The 17,218-nt window shown below is 38.0% G+C and carries 11 protein-coding genes; 9 read left to right on the top strand and 2 right to left on the bottom strand.

The features are described from left to right. Positions 1-284: 284 nt before the first annotated feature. Both F6K54_RS23190 and F6K54_RS23185 read right to left on the bottom strand, forming a co-directional pair. A complete protein-coding gene (locus tag F6K54_RS23190) occupies positions 285-587 on the bottom strand; it encodes a type II toxin-antitoxin system RelE/ParE family toxin (RefSeq protein WP_293082546.1) in 303 nt (100 codons plus the stop codon). A gap of 23 nt (positions 588-610) precedes the next feature. Further along, on the bottom strand, positions 611-850 hold the full coding sequence (locus F6K54_RS23185; protein WP_293082545.1) for a hypothetical protein: 240 nt from the start codon (positions 848-850) through the stop codon (positions 611-613). A gap of 59 nt (positions 851-909) precedes the next feature. Between F6K54_RS23185 and F6K54_RS23180 the strand changes: the two genes are divergently transcribed. From F6K54_RS23180 to F6K54_RS23140, 9 genes are all read left to right on the top strand, one after another. Next, positions 910-1,053, top strand: coding sequence for a hypothetical protein (locus F6K54_RS23180; protein ID WP_293082542.1), 144 nt, complete (start codon positions 910-912; stop codon positions 1,051-1,053). Between the two features lie 158 nt (positions 1,054-1,211). Further along, positions 1,212-1,742, top strand: coding sequence for a transposase (locus F6K54_RS23175; RefSeq protein WP_293082540.1), 531 nt, complete (start codon positions 1,212-1,214; stop codon positions 1,740-1,742). Beyond that, positions 1,681-2,058 carry a hypothetical protein gene (locus tag F6K54_RS23170; RefSeq protein ID WP_293082537.1) on the top strand — a complete coding sequence of 126 codons (378 nt, stop codon included), beginning with the start codon at positions 1,681-1,683 and terminating at the stop codon, positions 2,056-2,058. The genes F6K54_RS23175 and F6K54_RS23170 overlap by 62 nt, the downstream gene beginning before the upstream one ends. Positions 2,059-2,115: 57 nt before the next feature. Beyond that, complete coding sequence (locus F6K54_RS23165; RefSeq protein ID WP_293082535.1) at positions 2,116-11,529, top strand: type I polyketide synthase; 9,414 nt, start codon at positions 2,116-2,118, stop codon at positions 11,527-11,529. A gap of 986 nt (positions 11,530-12,515) precedes the next feature. Continuing rightward, a complete protein-coding gene (locus tag F6K54_RS23160; protein ID WP_293082532.1) occupies positions 12,516-12,692 on the top strand; it encodes a hypothetical protein in 177 nt (58 codons plus the stop codon). 321 nt (positions 12,693-13,013) lie between these two features. Beyond that, positions 13,014-13,250 carry a hypothetical protein gene (locus tag F6K54_RS23155; RefSeq protein WP_293082529.1) on the top strand — a complete coding sequence of 79 codons (237 nt, stop codon included), beginning with the start codon at positions 13,014-13,016 and terminating at the stop codon, positions 13,248-13,250. Positions 13,251-13,866: 616 nt separating this feature from the next. After that, the gene (locus F6K54_RS23150) at positions 13,867-15,780 is read left to right on the top strand and encodes a trypsin-like peptidase domain-containing protein (RefSeq protein ID WP_293082526.1); all 1,914 of its coding nucleotides are present in this window, start codon (positions 13,867-13,869) and stop codon (positions 15,778-15,780) included. Positions 15,781-16,196: 416 nt separating this feature from the next. Then, the gene (locus F6K54_RS23145) at positions 16,197-16,361 is read left to right on the top strand and encodes an element excision factor XisH family protein (protein ID WP_293082524.1); all 165 of its coding nucleotides are present in this window, start codon (positions 16,197-16,199) and stop codon (positions 16,359-16,361) included. Between the two features lie 26 nt (positions 16,362-16,387). Continuing rightward, positions 16,388-16,540, top strand: a complete 153-nt coding sequence (locus tag F6K54_RS23140) for a hypothetical protein (protein ID WP_293082521.1) — start codon at positions 16,388-16,390, stop codon at positions 16,538-16,540. Positions 16,541-17,218: the final 678 nt, after the last annotated feature.

Below are 17,218 nucleotides of genomic sequence, written 5' to 3'. Positions count from 1 at the left end.
CGAAAAAGATAATTTAAAACATCAAAAATGGTATTAAATATATCCCCATACGAATTCTGGATTGCAGAATTGCTGGATTCTAAGAAATACCCTAGCTATTTGTAGCAAACATTTATCAAATTGGTATAACTTAAGCATGGCATTCTTTTTTCAAATTGGTATAAGTGTTTTTTTGGGGGGAGCGATCGCTTTTTTCCTCTTGTCCACAGCGAGGGGCGATGGTAAGAATAGATTTATTGCTTTTCTCGTTATCCCCCCGTGGCAATCTCCGTCCAACTTACTATCTATTCTAACTCTGCTAACAGTTCTATTAGATCGTCATAATCATAAGGCGGACGTTTCCTAATAGCCAAAACTGCCACCTGTTCAAAAGTATCATCAACAGCATAAACTATTCGCCACGAATCTACTCTAATTCGTCTAGGTTCCCAAGAATCTGTATCTGTAGGAAAATCAAGTTTAATACTGTTATCAGGACGGGGATTTTCACTCAGCGCATCAATTATTTTCTTAATTCTTTGACGGACAACACCAGGTAAATTACGTCTACAATCGTGGACTGATGCTAATAACCAAACTCTATACATATCTTTTCTTTAACTCAATAATTTCAATCTTTATCCCATTCATCCTTAACTGCATCCCAATCTAACCATCCCGCTTTTTGGGGATTGCTACCAGCATTTTTTAACTCCTTCATTGCTTCAGATACAATAGTTTCATCTTCCCGATTTTCGATCCAATTGAGAATAGCTTCCCAAGCAGTAATGCTTAATTGCACTGCCGTCTTATTGCCTTTAGCATCCACCAGAAATCTAACAGATTTTAAAGTTTCTTCCAAATTACTCATGGTTTAACCATCCTTTTTTTTGAAACGCTTTTCTCCCATTATAGAGAAAAAGGATCTATTTGTTAGAAAAATTATTTTCTAGTGATGATTTACTTTCCGAATCCTTACCATCCCATTCTTTAGAGACAACAGATATTGAGCAACTGAGCGAAGCAGAGGCAGAAGCTTTATTATTAGAAGAATTGGCAAAAATATCTGATTAGAATTAATGACACAGATTGTTGTTCCTTTTTGCCAAATATTAAATAACTTGAGGGCAAGCGATTTATTTGTAGGGGCGATTCGCGAATCGCCCCTACATAATGATTCATTATAATCATTTTTATGTTAGCATAAAAAACCATTTCATCACAAAAAAACCATGCCATACAACCCCGATCGGCCACGCCGTAGCTCCCTAAGACTAAAAGGATATGACTACACTCAACCCGGAGCCTATTTTGTCACCCTTTGTACCAAAAACCGAGAATGTTTGTTCGGTCAAATTGTCGGCGGTATTGTTAAATTAAATGAATACGGTCGCATTGTTGCCCAATCTTGGCAATGGCTCGAACAACAATATAGTTATGTAGAATTAGACACTTGGGTTGTCATGCCTAATCATTTACATGGGATTATCATCATTACTGACACAGCAAGCAACATCAAACGGAAACCGCTAGGTCGTTTGGTGGGGGCATTCAAAACCGTTTCAGCAAAAAAAATTAACCAATTAAGACAAACACCTGGTTATCCAGTTTGGCAACGAGATTTTTACGACCGCATTAACCGTAACGATCGCTCTTTAGAAATAACACGCCAATACATTACCGAAAATCCCCTTAAATGGTATGAAGATAGCGAAAATCCCGATCGCATTCAAGAAATACAATTCGATCAAATTCCGTTTTAGGGCGATTCCTGTAGGGACGATTCCTGTAGGGACGATTCCTGTAGGGGCGATTCCTGTAGGGGCGATTCCTGTAGGGACGATTCCTGTAGGGGCGATTCCTGTAGGGGCGATTCCTGTAGGGACGATTCCTGTAGGGACGATTCCTGTAGGGGCGATTCCTGTAGGGGCGATTCCTGTAGGGGCGATTCCTGTAGGGGCGATTCCTGTAGGGGCGATTCCTGTAGGGGCGATTCCTGTAGGGGCGATTCGCGAATCGCCCCTACAGATGATGTATGATTTGATATTTTGCCTAAGTCCTATTAATAATAAGATTTGATTCTATAATATAAACCTGTGATTTAATGAGATTGATTCTAAAACAGGAACTTGTGAGATGTCTTTAGAACCCATTGCAATTATTGGTATGGGATGTCGTTTTCCCCAGGCGGATAATCCCACGGCTTTTTGGCAATTGTTACGAGATGGCAGAGACGGAATTACGGAAGTTCCAGACTGCCGTTGGTCAATTGAGAAGTATTATGACCCCGATATTAAAAGACTGGACAAGACAAATAGTAAATGGGGCGGCTTTTTAGAGAAAATTGACGAATTTGACCCACAATTCTTTGGAATTGCCCCGCGAGAAGTAACGTCAATGGACCCCCAACAAAGGTTAATTTTAGAAGTGGCGTGGGAAGCGTTGGAAGATGGGGGACAGTTGCCAGAGAACTTAATTGGGACAAAAACAGGGGTTTTTATCGGCATTGGTTCTAATGATTATTGGGGAATGTTATGGCATCAACCTGTCAATCATCCCTATGGTACGACAGGAACAGCTAATAGTATGGCGGCAAATCGGCTTTCCTATGTTTTAGACTTAAAAGGCCCTAGTTTAGCGGTAGATACGGCTTGTTCCTCTTCCTTAGTAGCTGTTCATTTGGCTTGTCGCAGTCTTTTGCAGAGGGAATCGACGATGGCGTTAGCGGGAGGGGTAAATGTGTTGTTGTCTCCCTTTGGCACTATTGGTTTTAGTAAGGGGGGGTTTCTCTCAGGGGATGGCCGTTGTAAAAGTTTTGATGCTAGTGCTAATGGTTATGTAAGATCGGAAGGAGCAGGGGTTGTTGTCTTAAAGCTCTTATCTCAAGCAAAAGCAGATAACGATCCGATTTATGCGTTGATTCGAGGCAGTGCGATTAATCAAGATGGACGAACTGACGGTATTGCTTCCCCTAATTTAAGTTCACAAATCGCGGTGTTACGAGATGCTTATGAATCAGCGCAGATTACACCTGCTAATGTTCAGTATATCGAAGCTCATGGAACGGGAACACCAGTTGGCGATCGCGTTGAAGCATTATCGTTAGGGACGGTTTTATCGGAGGGCAGAACTGGGAAAAATTGCCTAATTGGTTCAGTTAAAAGTAATATTGGTCATTTAGAAACAGCCTCCGGAATGGCAGGTTTAATTAAAGTTGTTTTATCTCTGAAGCATCAACAGATTCCCCCTAATTTACATTTTCGTCAAGGAAATCCCCAGATTGACTTTCAGCAACTGAAGTTAGACGTTAATACTACTTTAAAACCTTGGCCAAGAGGTGAAGATTTTCCCAGAATAGCAGGGGTTAATTCTTTTGGTTTTGGTGGCACAAATGCCCACATTATCTTAGAAGAATCTCCTATTTTATCAGAGTCTCTGGTTTATGGCAAAATAGAACGGCCTGTTGATTTTCTTACTTTGTCTGCCAAAACGGAATCTGCTTTGCGATCGCTATGTTTACGCTATTATGATTTATTGAAATTTCATCCTCTCCTCTCTCTTAGCAATATTTGTTTTACAGCGAACACCAGAAGAACCCATTTTAGTCATCGTTTGGCAATATGGGGGAAAAATCGAGAAGCATTACAGAATAAATTACGAGAAATTGGGCAAACAGGGAACGGGAGTCAGGATAATAATGAAATTTTCAGCAAAACTCAGCATCAAGCAGAAAATAAGATTAATTTCTGCCAAGGAAAACTGTCAGAGCTGATTCCTTCTAAAATTGCTTTTTTATTTACAGGACAAGGTTCACAATATGTTAACATGGGTAGAGAACTCTACGAAACTCAGCCCTATTTTCGAGGAATTATCGATCGCTGTAATGAAATTTTACAAAATACTCTAGATATTGCTTTAATCGATCTTTTATATCCTGATTCTCACTCAGAAGATTCCAGTTTAATCCAAGGAAGGGAACAGGGAACAGGGAACAGGGAACAGGGAGCAGGGAACAGGGAGCAGGGAACAAAAAAGCCAGTAGATTCTAGGTTTCAAGAGAATAATCTAAGATCCATAGAAAACTCCAGTTTAATTGATAGAACTGTTTATGCTCAACCCGCTTTATTTGCCATTGAATACGCCTTAGCCAAATTATGGCAGTCTTGGGGCGTTACCCCCTCGGTTGTTTTAGGTCATAGTTTAGGGGAATATGTTGCTGCTTGTGTGGCAGGAATCTTCAGTTTGGAAGATGGTTTGAGGTTAGTGGCGCAACGGGGAAAATTAATGCAAAATTTGCCTTCTAATGGGGCAATGGTAGCTGTTATGACTGAAGAAGAACAGATTTTGCCGTTGATTCGAGCTTATCCTGATGTGGCGATCGCTGGTAGAAATGGTTCTTGTCATTGGGTATTATCGGGGCAAAAAGAAACAGTTGCAGTAATTATTGAAGATTTAAACAGCAAAGGGATTAAAAATACACTTTTAAGAGTGTCTCATGGTTTTCATTCTGCTCTGATGGAACCGATGATTCAGCCTTTCAGACAGGTGGCATCGGAAATTAGTTATCATCTCCCGAAAATGAATATTATTTCCAATGTAACAGGAGATTTTGTCACCAATGAAATGTCTAATCCTGATTACTGGTGTTTGCATACTCTTTCTTGTGTTCGCTTTGCTGATACTATGCAAACCTTGCAAAAATATGACTATCAAGTTTTGATGGAAATGGGGCCTCAACCGATTTTATTGGCAATGGGACAGCATTGTTGGCAAAAAAGGGATTTATCGCCTTTTCCTTTATGGTTAGCTAGTTTACGGCAAGGTTATTCTGATTGGCAACAGATACTGAAAACTCTTGGGGAACTTTATGTTTGGGGAGTTCCCTTAAATTGGCAAGAATTTGATGTTCCTTATCACCGTCATTTGGTTACTTTACCTACCTATCCTTTCCAAAGGCAGTCTTATTGGTGGGAAACGGATTTATATACAAAAAAATCTCCTAAAGTTGTGCATCCTCTTTTGGGAATGCGGATTGAATCAAAAGACGTTTCTCAGATTATTTATCAAAGTCAAATTAACTTAAATTCTCTCGGTTATCTTAAGGATCATTGTTTAGAGGAAGTACCTGTTTTTCCGGCAACTGCTTATTTAGAAATTGCTTTATTTGCAGGGAAGGAAGCTCTGTTAAAATCTGCTGTTTCCCAGTTAAGAAATATTAAATTTGAGCAGTTTTTAAGGTTAAACGCTGAAGAAAATTTTTTAAAGTTTAATTTGACTGAAATTACTCCTCAGAACTATAGTTTTGAAGTGGTGAGTTTTTTGCCGGAAACCAAACAAGAAACTCGTCATGCTAGGGGAGAAATTATTAATAGTGAACCGGAAAATCAGATATTAACTCTTGATTTACCAGAAGCTCAGGCAAAATGTTCCGAGGAACTTTCAGTAACTCAACATTACCAAAAATGTGAACAAAAGGGACTTTTTTACGGCACAACTTTTCAAGGAATTAAACAATTATGGAGGGGAAAAAATCAAGGATTAAGTCAGATTTATCTGGCGAATGAGTTACAGTCAGAAGCAAAATTTTATCAAATTCATCCTACTTTACTCGATGCTTGTTTTCAGACATTAGGGGCAATAATTAATCAATTAAATGGAGAAAAAAGTTATTTACCTGTTGGTATAGATCGATTAATTTTTTATCAACTTTGTCCTGCGGTTATCTGGAGTTATATCGAATTAGATGCAACGCTGGAAACAACACCAGATATTTTAAAAGCAAATTTACGGTTATGGAACGAACAGGGAGAAATTATTGCCGATATTAATGGTTTATCTCTTCGTGGCATTAATCGTCATTCTCTCTCCTCTTCTTTTAATCAGCACATAAAAGATTCGATTTTATATGAAATTGCTTGGCAACTGCAACCAAAAAGTAATATATCTGAGTACAGGACTGATGCAAAACAACCTATTCCTGTCATTGCGAGCGACAGCGACACCATCTCAAATCCCGAAAATGAGTACAGGAGTGACGAGAAACAAGATATTTCTGTCATTGCGAGCGACAGCGACACCATCTCAAATCCCCAAGATGAGTACGGGACTGACGAGAAACAAGATATTTCTGTCATTGCGAGCGACAGCGATGCCATCTCAAATCCTCAAAATGAGTACGGGAGTGACACCAAACAAGATATTTCTGTCATTGCGAGCGATAGCGAATTAATCTCAAATCCCCAAAATAAGTACAGAACTGAAGCCAATATCATTACGAGCGACAGCGAATCAATCTCAAATCCCCAAAATAAGTACAGAGCTGAAGCCAATATCATTACGAGCGACAGCGAATCAATCTCAAATCCCCAAAATAAGTACAGAGCTGAAGCCAATATCATTACGAGCGACAGCGAATCAATCTCAAATCCCCAAAATAAGTACAGAACTGAAGCCAATATCATTACGAGCGACAGCGAATCAATCTCAAATCCCCAAAATAAGTACAGAACTGAAGCCAATATCATTACGAGCGACAGCGAATCAATCTCAAATTTCCAAAATGAGTACATAACGGAAGCCAATGTCATTACGAGCGACAGTGAATCAATCTCAAATCCTCAAAATGAGTACATAACTGAAGCAAATGTCATTACGAGCGACAGCGAATCAATCTCAAATCCCCAAAATAAGTACAGAACTGAAGCAAATGTCATTACGAGCGACAGCGAATCAATCTCAAATCCTCAAAATGAGTACATAACTGAAGCAAATGTCATTACGAGCGACAGCGAATCAATCTCAAATCCCCAAAATAAGTACAGAACTGAAGCCAATATCATTACGAGCGACAGTGAATCAATCTCAAATCCTCAAGATGAGTACATAACTGAAGCAAATGTCATTACGAGCGACAGTGAATCAATCTCAAATCCTCAAGATGAGTACATAACTGAAGCAAATGTCATTACGAGCGACAGCGAATCAATCTCAAATCCTCAAGATGAGTACATAACTGAAGCAAATGTCATTACGAGCGACAGCGAATCAATCTCAAATTTCCAAAATGAGTACATAACTGAAGCCAATATCATTACGAGCGACAGCGAATCAATCTCAAATTTCCAAAATGAGTACATAACGGAAGCAAATGTCATTACGAGCGACAGCGAATCAATCTCAAATCCTCAAAATGAGTACATAACGGAAGCAAATGTCATTACGAGCGACAGCGAATCAATCTCAAATCCTCAAAATGAGTACATAACGGAAGCAAATGTCATTACGAGCGACAGCGTTTGCGGAGCATTCCGAAGGAAAGCAATCTCAAAATCCCCAAGTCAGTTCTGTACTGAGGCAAAAACACCAATTCCTGTCATTGCGAGCGATAGCGTTTGCGGAGCATTCCGAAGGAAAGCAATCTCAAATCCCCAAAACTGTCTAATTTTCTTAGACAAAACAGGTTTCGGCTTAAAATTAGCTCAGACTTGGCAACAAAACAGCGATAGCATCATTACCGTTTCCCAGGGAGAAGTCTATCAACAAGCAGGCAATAAATTTACCATCAATCCCACACAATTAACTGATTTCACTGAATTATTCGCTTATTTGCAAGCAAATCATATTTCCATCAAAAATATCATTTATCTCTGGGGAATCACAGCCGAAAACACAGAAAAACCCATAGAAACAGAAAATCTGGCTATTCAAAGTCTATTATATTTAATTCAGTCTCTTGAGCAGTTACAATTTTCCCTCAATCCTCAACTATATTTAATAACCAGAGGAACACAATCAGTCACCTCAGAACAACTTTCACTGAATCCCTTTGGAGCGAGTATTTGGGGATTAAGCAGAGTTATTCGCTTAGAATATCCAGATTTACCCTGTATTTCTCTCGATCTTGATTTGACAACTTCCGATACAGAAGTTCAGGCGATCGCTACTGAAATTACGACAACTGATGCAGAAGATCAAATTGCTTATCGTCAAGGGGAACGTTATGTACCTCGTCTATTAGAGAAAAAAACAACATCAACCATACCTAACTATCCTTTTCAATTAAAAATCAATCAGTATGGCAACCTAGATTCCCTGAACTTGACACCACTAAATTCTTCTCCTCCTAAACCGGATGAAGTGCAAATTGAAGTTTATGCAGCAGGATTAAACTTCCGAGATGTGTTGAATGGACTAGGAATGCTACAACCCTATTTAGAAGAAATGGGGATTAAAAATGCCAGTGAAATTCCCTTTGGTGGCGAATGTGCTGGCAAAATTATCGCTATTGGTGAATCTGTCACCCATTTAAAAGTGGGAGATGAAGTGATGGCAGCCTTAGCATTGGGCAGTTTAGCCAGTGTTGTCAACGTTAAAGCCAAATTTGTGACGTTAAAACCGCAAAATCTGAGTTTTGTTGAAGCAGCTACTATTCCCACAGCTTTCCTAACTGCTTACTATGGTTTGCACTCATTAGGAAAAATAAAAGCAGGGGATTCTATTTTAATCCATTCAGCGGCAGGTGGCGTGGGACAAGCAGCAGTGCAAATTGCCCAAAAAATCGGTGCAGATATATTTGCCACCACAAATCCTCGGAAAAAACCAGTACTACATTCATTAGGCATTGAAAAAGTTATGAACTCACGCACCCTTGAGTTTACCGATGAAGTGATGGAGCTAACAGCAGGAAAAGGAGTTGATTTAATCTTAAATAGTTTAAATGGGGATTATATTCCTCGAAATTTAGATATTTTAAGTGAGAATGGTAGTTTGATTGAAATTGGCAAAATTGGCATCTGGAATCAGGAACAGGTTAAGGAAAGACGTGATGATGTTTCCTACTTTCCCTTTGATTTACTGGAAATTGCTCAAGATAACCCTGATTTAATCTCAAATTTATGGTCTGAATTAACCCCCAATTTGGAAACCGGGGATTTGAAACCCTTACCTCATAAAGTCTTTCCCATTGAGGAATCAGTTAAAGCTTTCCGTTATATGGCTGCTGCCAAACATATTGGTAAAATTGTCTTAACTTTTCCCCAAAATCGCCAAAAATTAATCAAAAATCAGCAAAATGATGCCTATTTAATTACAGGAGGATGGGGCGCACTGGGTATAAAAGCATCACAATGGTTAGTTCAAAAAGGAGCAAAACAGCTTATTTTAGTCGGACGTAGCGAACCATCTCCCTCTGCTTTAGAAACCATACGTCATCTCGAACAATCAGGAACAAAAATTCACATTCTCACAGCTAATGTTGCTAATTTTGAGGAACTTACAGAAATATTTGCTCTATTTCAGCAGAATAATCAGAAGTTACGGGGAATTATTCACGCTGCTGGTATGCTGGACGATGGACTATTATCCAATCAAACATGGGAACGGTTTGAAAAAGTTCTGGAAGCAAAAGTGAGAGGAACCTGGAATTTGCATCAAATTACTCAAGACTGTAAATTAGATTTTTTCGTTTGTTTTTCCTCAATTGTATCTTTAATTGGTTCCCCAGGACAGGGAAATTATAGCGCTGCCAATGCTTTTATGGATGCCTTAATGCACCATCGTCAGGGATTAGGATTAAGGGGATTAAGTATTAATTGGGGGCCTTGGAAGGAGGCAGGAATGGCAGCTTCTCTTGAGGCAAAAAATCGCTTTTCAACGATGGGAATTAACCTAATTTCTGCCAATCAAGGATTTAAGATTTTAGAAGATTTATTAAATCAAGAAGTCACTCAAACGGCCGTATTTTCAGTTAATTGGCAATCTTTTTTGAATTTTCTGCCTCATCATCAAAATTCCTTATTTTTATCTTCAATTTATCCTGATGAAATTGATGCTTCTCCATATGATAGTTCAATTAAATCGGCAAACAACCTGGAGGAAAATAATATTATTCCTTCTTATGCAAAATTTGCCAATACTATAATTAATAATCTAAAAGGTGCTGCAAAGATTGAACAACAAGATATCCTGTTGACTTATTTACAAAAACAATTATCTAGAGCATTAGGCTATGCTGCCATCGATTTGATTGAACCTTATCAAGAATTTAATGAACTAGGGATGGATTCTTTAATGGCAGTTGAATTTAAAAATAATATTCAAGCTGATTTAGGAATTTCTCTAGATAACAGCTTAATCTTTGATTTTCCCTCCTTGGAATTATTAAACGATCATCTGTTAAATAACATTTTAAATGATATTATCAATAGGGATAATTATGATTTAAGCATAACTAATAACCCTGAAGAATCACCTCAAACTAACATCTTTTCTCAAGACTATTCAGTTCAGGAAGAAAAACAACAATTAACCATTCCAGAAAATCCCTTTAACTGGCAACTTATCCAAGATATTTCCCCTCAATTTTATCAATTTGAACTTAGTAGTGAATATCTAAGTCTACAGTATGAAAGTAACAACTATAAACACATAAGAAATCCATTTTTTATTCCCCATGAAGACATTGCCAGAGATACAATTACCATTGAAGGGCGAACCTTAATTAATTATGCTAGTTACAATTATCTGGGATTAGCTGGTTCTCCTGATATCTATCAAGCAGTAATGGCAGCAATAAAACGTTATGGCACTTCCGCTTCTGCCAGTCGCATCCTATCAGGTGAAATTCCTTTACATCAAGAATTAGAACAAGAAATAGCTGATTTCTTAGGAACAGAAGATTGTATCGTTTATATTGGCGGACATACAACCAATACAACAACAATTGGTCATTTATTCAACAAAAACGATCTTATTCTCTATGATGCTTTCTCTCATAATAGTATTCGTCAAGGATGTTCCCTTTCCGGGGCAACTGCCATAGAATTTCCCCATAACGACTCTCATACCCTGGAAAAATTATTACAACAACATCGTCCTCACTATGAAAAGGTATTAATTGTAATTGAAGGGATTTATAGTACCGATGGCGATATTGCTCCCCTTCCGGAAATTATTGAACTGAAAAAACGCTATAAAACCTTTTTAATGGTAGATGAAGCCCATTCTATCGGTGTTTTAGGCGAAACAGGGCGAGGAATTGGAGAATATTTCAACGTTAATCGTTCTGACGTTGATTTATGGATGGGAACACTAAGTAAATCCTTTGTCAGTTGTGGAGGATATATTGCTGCCTCCCATGCTTTCGTTCAATACTTGAAATATACTGCACCCGGTTTCGTCTTTAGCGTAGGAATGTCCCCTGGGAATACAGCAGCAGCATTAGCCTCCCTCAAATTACTAAAGAATGAACCAGAACGGGTGAAACGCCTGAAAATGAATGTTGAATGTTTTCTTTCCTGTGCGAAACATTACGGATTTGATACAGGAATGAGTCAAGGTTCACCTATCGTACCAATTATAGTTGGTGAATCAGAAAAGGCTTTAAACTTGTCAAGTCTTCTCTATCAAAAAGGAATTAATGTTTTACCAATGATTTATCCTTCTGTTCCCCATAATGCCGCCCGTTTACGTTTTTTCTTAACCGTGAACCATACAGAAGAGCAAATTCACAAAACTTGTGAAGTATTATCCTATCATATAGAATCCGATTGAACAGTCGCAATGACTTTTTCTTGGGTGCATCTCAATGCGTGAATAAAGCCAAAAAATTATCGCTTTTAGGGAACACCGGATCTGGGAACAGGGAACAGGGAATATATATAGTAAAAAAGTATTTTTGCTTGCTATGAGATGCACCCTTTTTCTTCTAGCAGTACAAGTGATATCATGTCCGGTTGAACAGTGATAAATAAATAACTACGGAGGAGTCAGGAGTCAGGAGTCAGGAGGAAAGAGGAAAGAGGGAAGAAAGAAGAACAACAGCAGAAGAAGGAGAAAGTTTTTTTATAACTAATTATCCGGACATGATATGACTTCTTCTGTTTAAAATCTAGGTGGTATTGCATCTGCAAAATGGCATAATTTATTATAATAAGTTTTGTCAAAAAAAAAGTTTGTAGTGGTACTTATATCATGTCCGGTTGAACAGTGATAAATAAATAACTACGGAGGAGTCAGGAGTCAGGAGTCAGGAGGAAAGAGGAAAGAGGGAAGAAAGAAGAAGAACTGGAGTTGAAGGAGAAAGTTTTTTTATAACTAATTATCCGGACATGATATTAAACATTTTCTGGTCGAAAAAATGCGTCAAAGCCACTCTAGACAAGGGAATTATACCATTTTGAAAAAAGAATATTACGAATAATAAGAATCATAAATAAACTTTCAAATAAAGTCTATTTGACGAAAAAGATAATTTACAACATCAAAAAAGGTATTAAATCTATCCCCATACGAATTCTGGATTGCAGAATTGCTGGATTCTAAGAAATACCCTAGCTATTTGTAGCAAACATTTATCAAATTGGTATTACCTCGATGCCCTAAAAATGGCTAGAACCCTTGCTTATTCAGGATTTATACCTTTTTTGAGGTAAAAGCCTTTGCCCGTATATATTTGAGCCTATTTTCTGGCTCTATTTTGTTTAAGTCTCAGTAGGTAGATTCATTTTAATAGTCGGAAAAATTATGAAATTGTCAGTTTGGTGAAGTCGGAAAAAAATGAACGGGTAATGGCTGTTGGTTTTCCTACTTATGTGAATGTTCGGAAGTCGAATAATCGCGGTTTAACCTGTACTAAATTGGGAGAAGTTTCTGAATATTTACCTAAACCAATGCAGTCGGGATATCAGATTGGATATAATATCATGTCCGGTTGAACAGTTATAAATAATATCATGTCCGGTTGAATACTTATTATTAAGGTAGTAGGGGAGTAGGGGAGTAGGGGAGTAGGGGAGTAGGGGAGTAGGGGAGTAGGGAAAATAGAAAGATTTACTGTTTAAGCACTCATGATAAGTTTTTTCATCACTGATTATCCGAACATGATATAAACTACTCAGAATTCAGCAATTCTGCAATTTCCTACGGAATGCTACGCAAACAGAATTCAGGAGGGAAGAAAGAAGAAAAGAAGGAGAAAGTTTTTTTATCACTAATTATCCGGACATGATATAATTTGACTATTTTTAATGGCATGAGTGGGGGACCTTGTATTAAATAATGCTGGTCAGTTGGTGGGAATTATTGGTATAGGAGAGCCGATTATTTTTGTTAATCCTGACATTTATCTGTATAAAGATGGTTCGCGGGTGACAAAATCTTTGGCTCTTTCTCCAGGGGCAACTTTGGATTTTTTGTCTAGTTTAAGTTGGGAGATTCCATCAGAAACTTTGGTGGATTTGTCTTCTTCCGGATTAGAATTAAATTTTGATTAGCGGAGGTAGTTTTGTCGTAAGCATTCAGCCGTCAGCTATCAGCCATCAGCTATTACTTTTAGTTTACGATAAAAGCAATATTTAATTTTCTTACTACAAAAAGTTAGCTCCCTTGTCCTTAAAGTCTATATTAATTTAAACACTGTCCTTAAGGAGAGAATATTGTTGCTGATAGCTGACAGCTAATAGCTGAATGCTTACGTTTTGTCATCCTCCAAGTCTGCCAAGAAATAAATTTCTTGGCTCAAAGCAGAAGTCATCTAAAGATGACTAAAAGCACAAGATAGTATATAAATAATATCAAATCCGGTTAATTGCACATAGAATACAGCTATATAATATCTGTTGATAATTTCTTAAATAATATCAAATCCGCTTAATTGGACATAAAAAAATTATCCAATTGTCATAACTACGCTCATCTTGTCTTATCTTTCTTCTCCTGAATTCTGTTTGCGGAGCATGACCTAGGAAATTCAGAATTCTAAAGACTTAACCATTCTATTGCTGTTTAACCAGATTTGATATAAACAGTCATCTGAAAGATGATTTTAGCTATTAGCAAAGGATTAAAATCCTTGACGGTTCATGGCAATTCTCTAAACCAAAAAACGATATGAAAAATATCATCAAACTAACAATTATACTAACAACATTCACCATGGTTAGTTACGCTAAAATACCCTCTCTGAACAACCGATTGTCACAACCAAAACTACCAAATTTTATTGCCAGAGAATCGGGCACTCCTTTAAATCCTTTTGCTTTACAAAGATTAGCTAAACAAACCGTAATTGAGATTGTGATTGAGAGTACATTAGTTGGAGGCGATCGCTATATTCCTATCGGTTCGGGAGTAATTATTGGGAAAAAAGATAAAACTTATTACGTGCTAACTGCTAATCATATTTCTGATATTGATGATGGACGTTTCGCGTATATTCGCAGTGAAAAAACAGGATCGGGATTAGAAGTATTGCCTCTAGAATTTATCAAGCGTTACCCAAAGGAAGATTTGGCAGTAGTGGCATTTCTTAGTTTCACTGATTATGAGGTGGTGGAGGTGGGGGATGCGAATCAATTAAATAATAATAGTGAAGTTTATGTGGCTGGTTGGCCTGGAAATGAGAAGAGGGAGGGTTTTCAGGTTACTCAGGCTCAGGTAACTAACCCACGAGCCGGAAATGAGCATAACCCAAATGGCGAAACTAATTTGAATTATTTACCTACTGTATCTGGTGAGGGTTTACATAAAGGTATGAGTGGGGGAGCGGTATTGAATGAGGCGGGGCAGTTGGTAGGTATTCATGTGGGGTTGGTGAAAAGTGGAGATGGAGATGGGGTTTCGATTTCGACTTTTTTGCGGGATGTGCCACGGGAGGTTAGCAGGGTTTTGGTTAGGGGAACTTCTGTTGCTTCTTCTTCTCGGAAAAGAGAAAATGAGGAAGTTGAACTTAGAAGGCAACAACAACAAATTGAGGAGGAACAACGGAAGCGTGAGGAGGCCGAACAAAGGGCGCAAGAGCTAGAATTTGAAAGACAAAGGGAGCTTCAGGGGGCAGAACAGACAGCCAAACGAGAACGGGAAGCTGAACTACAAAGGCAACAACAACAAATTGAGGAGGAACGACGCAAGCGTGAGGAGGCAGAACAAAAAGCGCAAGAGCTAGAGCGGGAAGCTGAACTCCGAAGACAACAACAACAACAACTGGAGGAGGAGCGACGGAAGCGTGAAGAGGCAGAACAAAAAGCGCAAGAGCTAGAAGCTGAAAGACAAAAGCAACTTCAGAAGGCAGAACAGAAAGCCAAACGAGAATGGGAAGTTGAACTACAAAGGCAACAACAACAAATTGAGGAGGAGCGACGGAAACGTGAAGAGGCAGAACAAAAAGCGCAAGAGCTAGAAGCTGAAAGACAAAGGCAACTTCAAGAGGCAGAACAGAAAGCTAAACGAGAACGGGAAGTTGAAAGACAAAGGCAACAAAAACTGGAGGAGGAACGACGGAAGCGTGAGGAGGCAGAACAAAAAGCGCAAGAGCTAGAAGCTGAAAGAGAAACTCGGAAAAGAGAAAATCGGACTGCCAGAAATTCTGGTAATTCTAATACAAGAAAAAATCGGACTACCAGAAATTCTGGTAATGCTGCTACATCTCAAAGTCAGAATGTTGAAGCTTACTATAACCGGGCTACTGCTTACCTCAGACAGGGAAATTATGAAAAGGCGATCGTCGAGGCGAATAAAGCTATTCGACTCAATCCCAAATCTGCTGAACCCTATGTTTTTAGGGGTGCTATTTACGTTGGACAGAGAGAATATAAAAAAGGAATCGCTGACGTGAACCAAGCCATTCGACTCAATCCCAAATCTGCTCATGCTTATTTTGTTAGAGGTATGGCTTACAAGCTTAACAGGAATATTGAAAAAGCCATATCAGACTTTGAAAAAGCTGCCGAGATATCCAAACAAAAAGGAGATCGACTGGCGTATCAACTATCTCTAGATCAGCTCAAAGAATTAGGAAGAAATTAGCATTTGTAGGTTGGGTTGAGGTAACGAAACCCAACATAAACAGGACTTACGCAAAGGATCTATATATAGTGCCTTGCTCAGTTATGCTGGCGCTAACATACCCTACTAATAGCGTTAATGCGTAAGTCCTGATAAACCCAAAACATCAAGGTGTTGTTGGGTTTCACTATCGTTCTACCCAACCTACTTTTATCAAATTGAACATCCCCAAAAGCGTTACCTCAACCAAACCATTAATAGCTGCCGATCGCTGATAACTGAAATGCTATAATTTCCCAAACAACCCAAAACTCAAGCAAAATTCAACCTCAAAAAAACGCTATTATGTCAGCAAAAGACATCTTTCACGATGCAGTACGTTCCGCCCTCGAAAAAGATGGATGACTCTTTAATAATTAATAATTGATAATGGATAATTGATAATTAAATTACCTTATCGGATATTATATCTGGCTATTACCTTTGAGGTTTACGATGGCTTTTTTCGTCGGGAATTTGTTCAAGATGTCATCGCCGAACATCAATTAAAATTACTAATTTTTGACCCTAATAAGGAGGAAATTATCACATGGAAAAACTAAATTATCCCGAACTTATCTAAAAAATTTTGACCGAAAATTTCTTAGGAGAAGATATCTCTCCAGATACGGAAGTCGAAGCTGTTTTCGATACAGTTCGCGATCGCTATCAAACTGCCATAGAAATGTTAACTGCCATAAAAAGTAGGAAAACTTATTATTACCGAATTATTAATTATTAATTATTAATAATTAAATAATTCTGGTTTAAAGCCTCCCCTTTTAAGGGGAAAAAAGCGGTCTCCGGATGGATGGGTTTCCTAACCATATCCAATCAACCAAGAGAAGAAATAATATTTCCTTATATTCAATCAAGAACGGTTTTAACCAGAGGTAATTATCAATTATCCATTATCAATTATCAATTAATGAAAGCCCTCCCACTAAAGTACAAATTCCTCCAACCGAACCATCTCTAGAACCCAATCAAAAAGTTTCTTCCGTAACTGCAACTAAATCCAGAAATAGTCAGTGGTTAAAAATTGGAATAGCCGTTATTATTGTGGGAATTATTAGTACAGGAGCATTCATTTTTTACAATAACAAAAAGGAAATTAAGCCAACAAAAACTCCTACCCCAGAAATTACAGATCAGATAATGTTAGACACAGCAACTAAAAAAGCATAATCAGCTATTAATCAAACCGAAACTGCTTTAAATAAAGGGCAATTATAAATTGCCAGGAATGAGCTACAAATTGCCATTAAAGAATTAGAAAATATTCCCAAAAATAAAGGAATTGACAATCAAATCCAGACTAAAAAAATAGAATATGAAAATATAACCGAGCAAATAAATCAGGCATTAGCAAAACAATCCTGTGATGAATTATTGTGGGAAACAGATGATTGCCAACAGA

Origin of the sequence: Okeania sp. SIO3B5 (assembly GCF_010692555.1) — a bacterium.
Classification (GTDB): Bacteria; Cyanobacteriota; Cyanobacteriia; order Cyanobacteriales; family Microcoleaceae; genus Okeania.
This window is presented reverse-complemented; position numbering and strand designations above follow the sequence as displayed.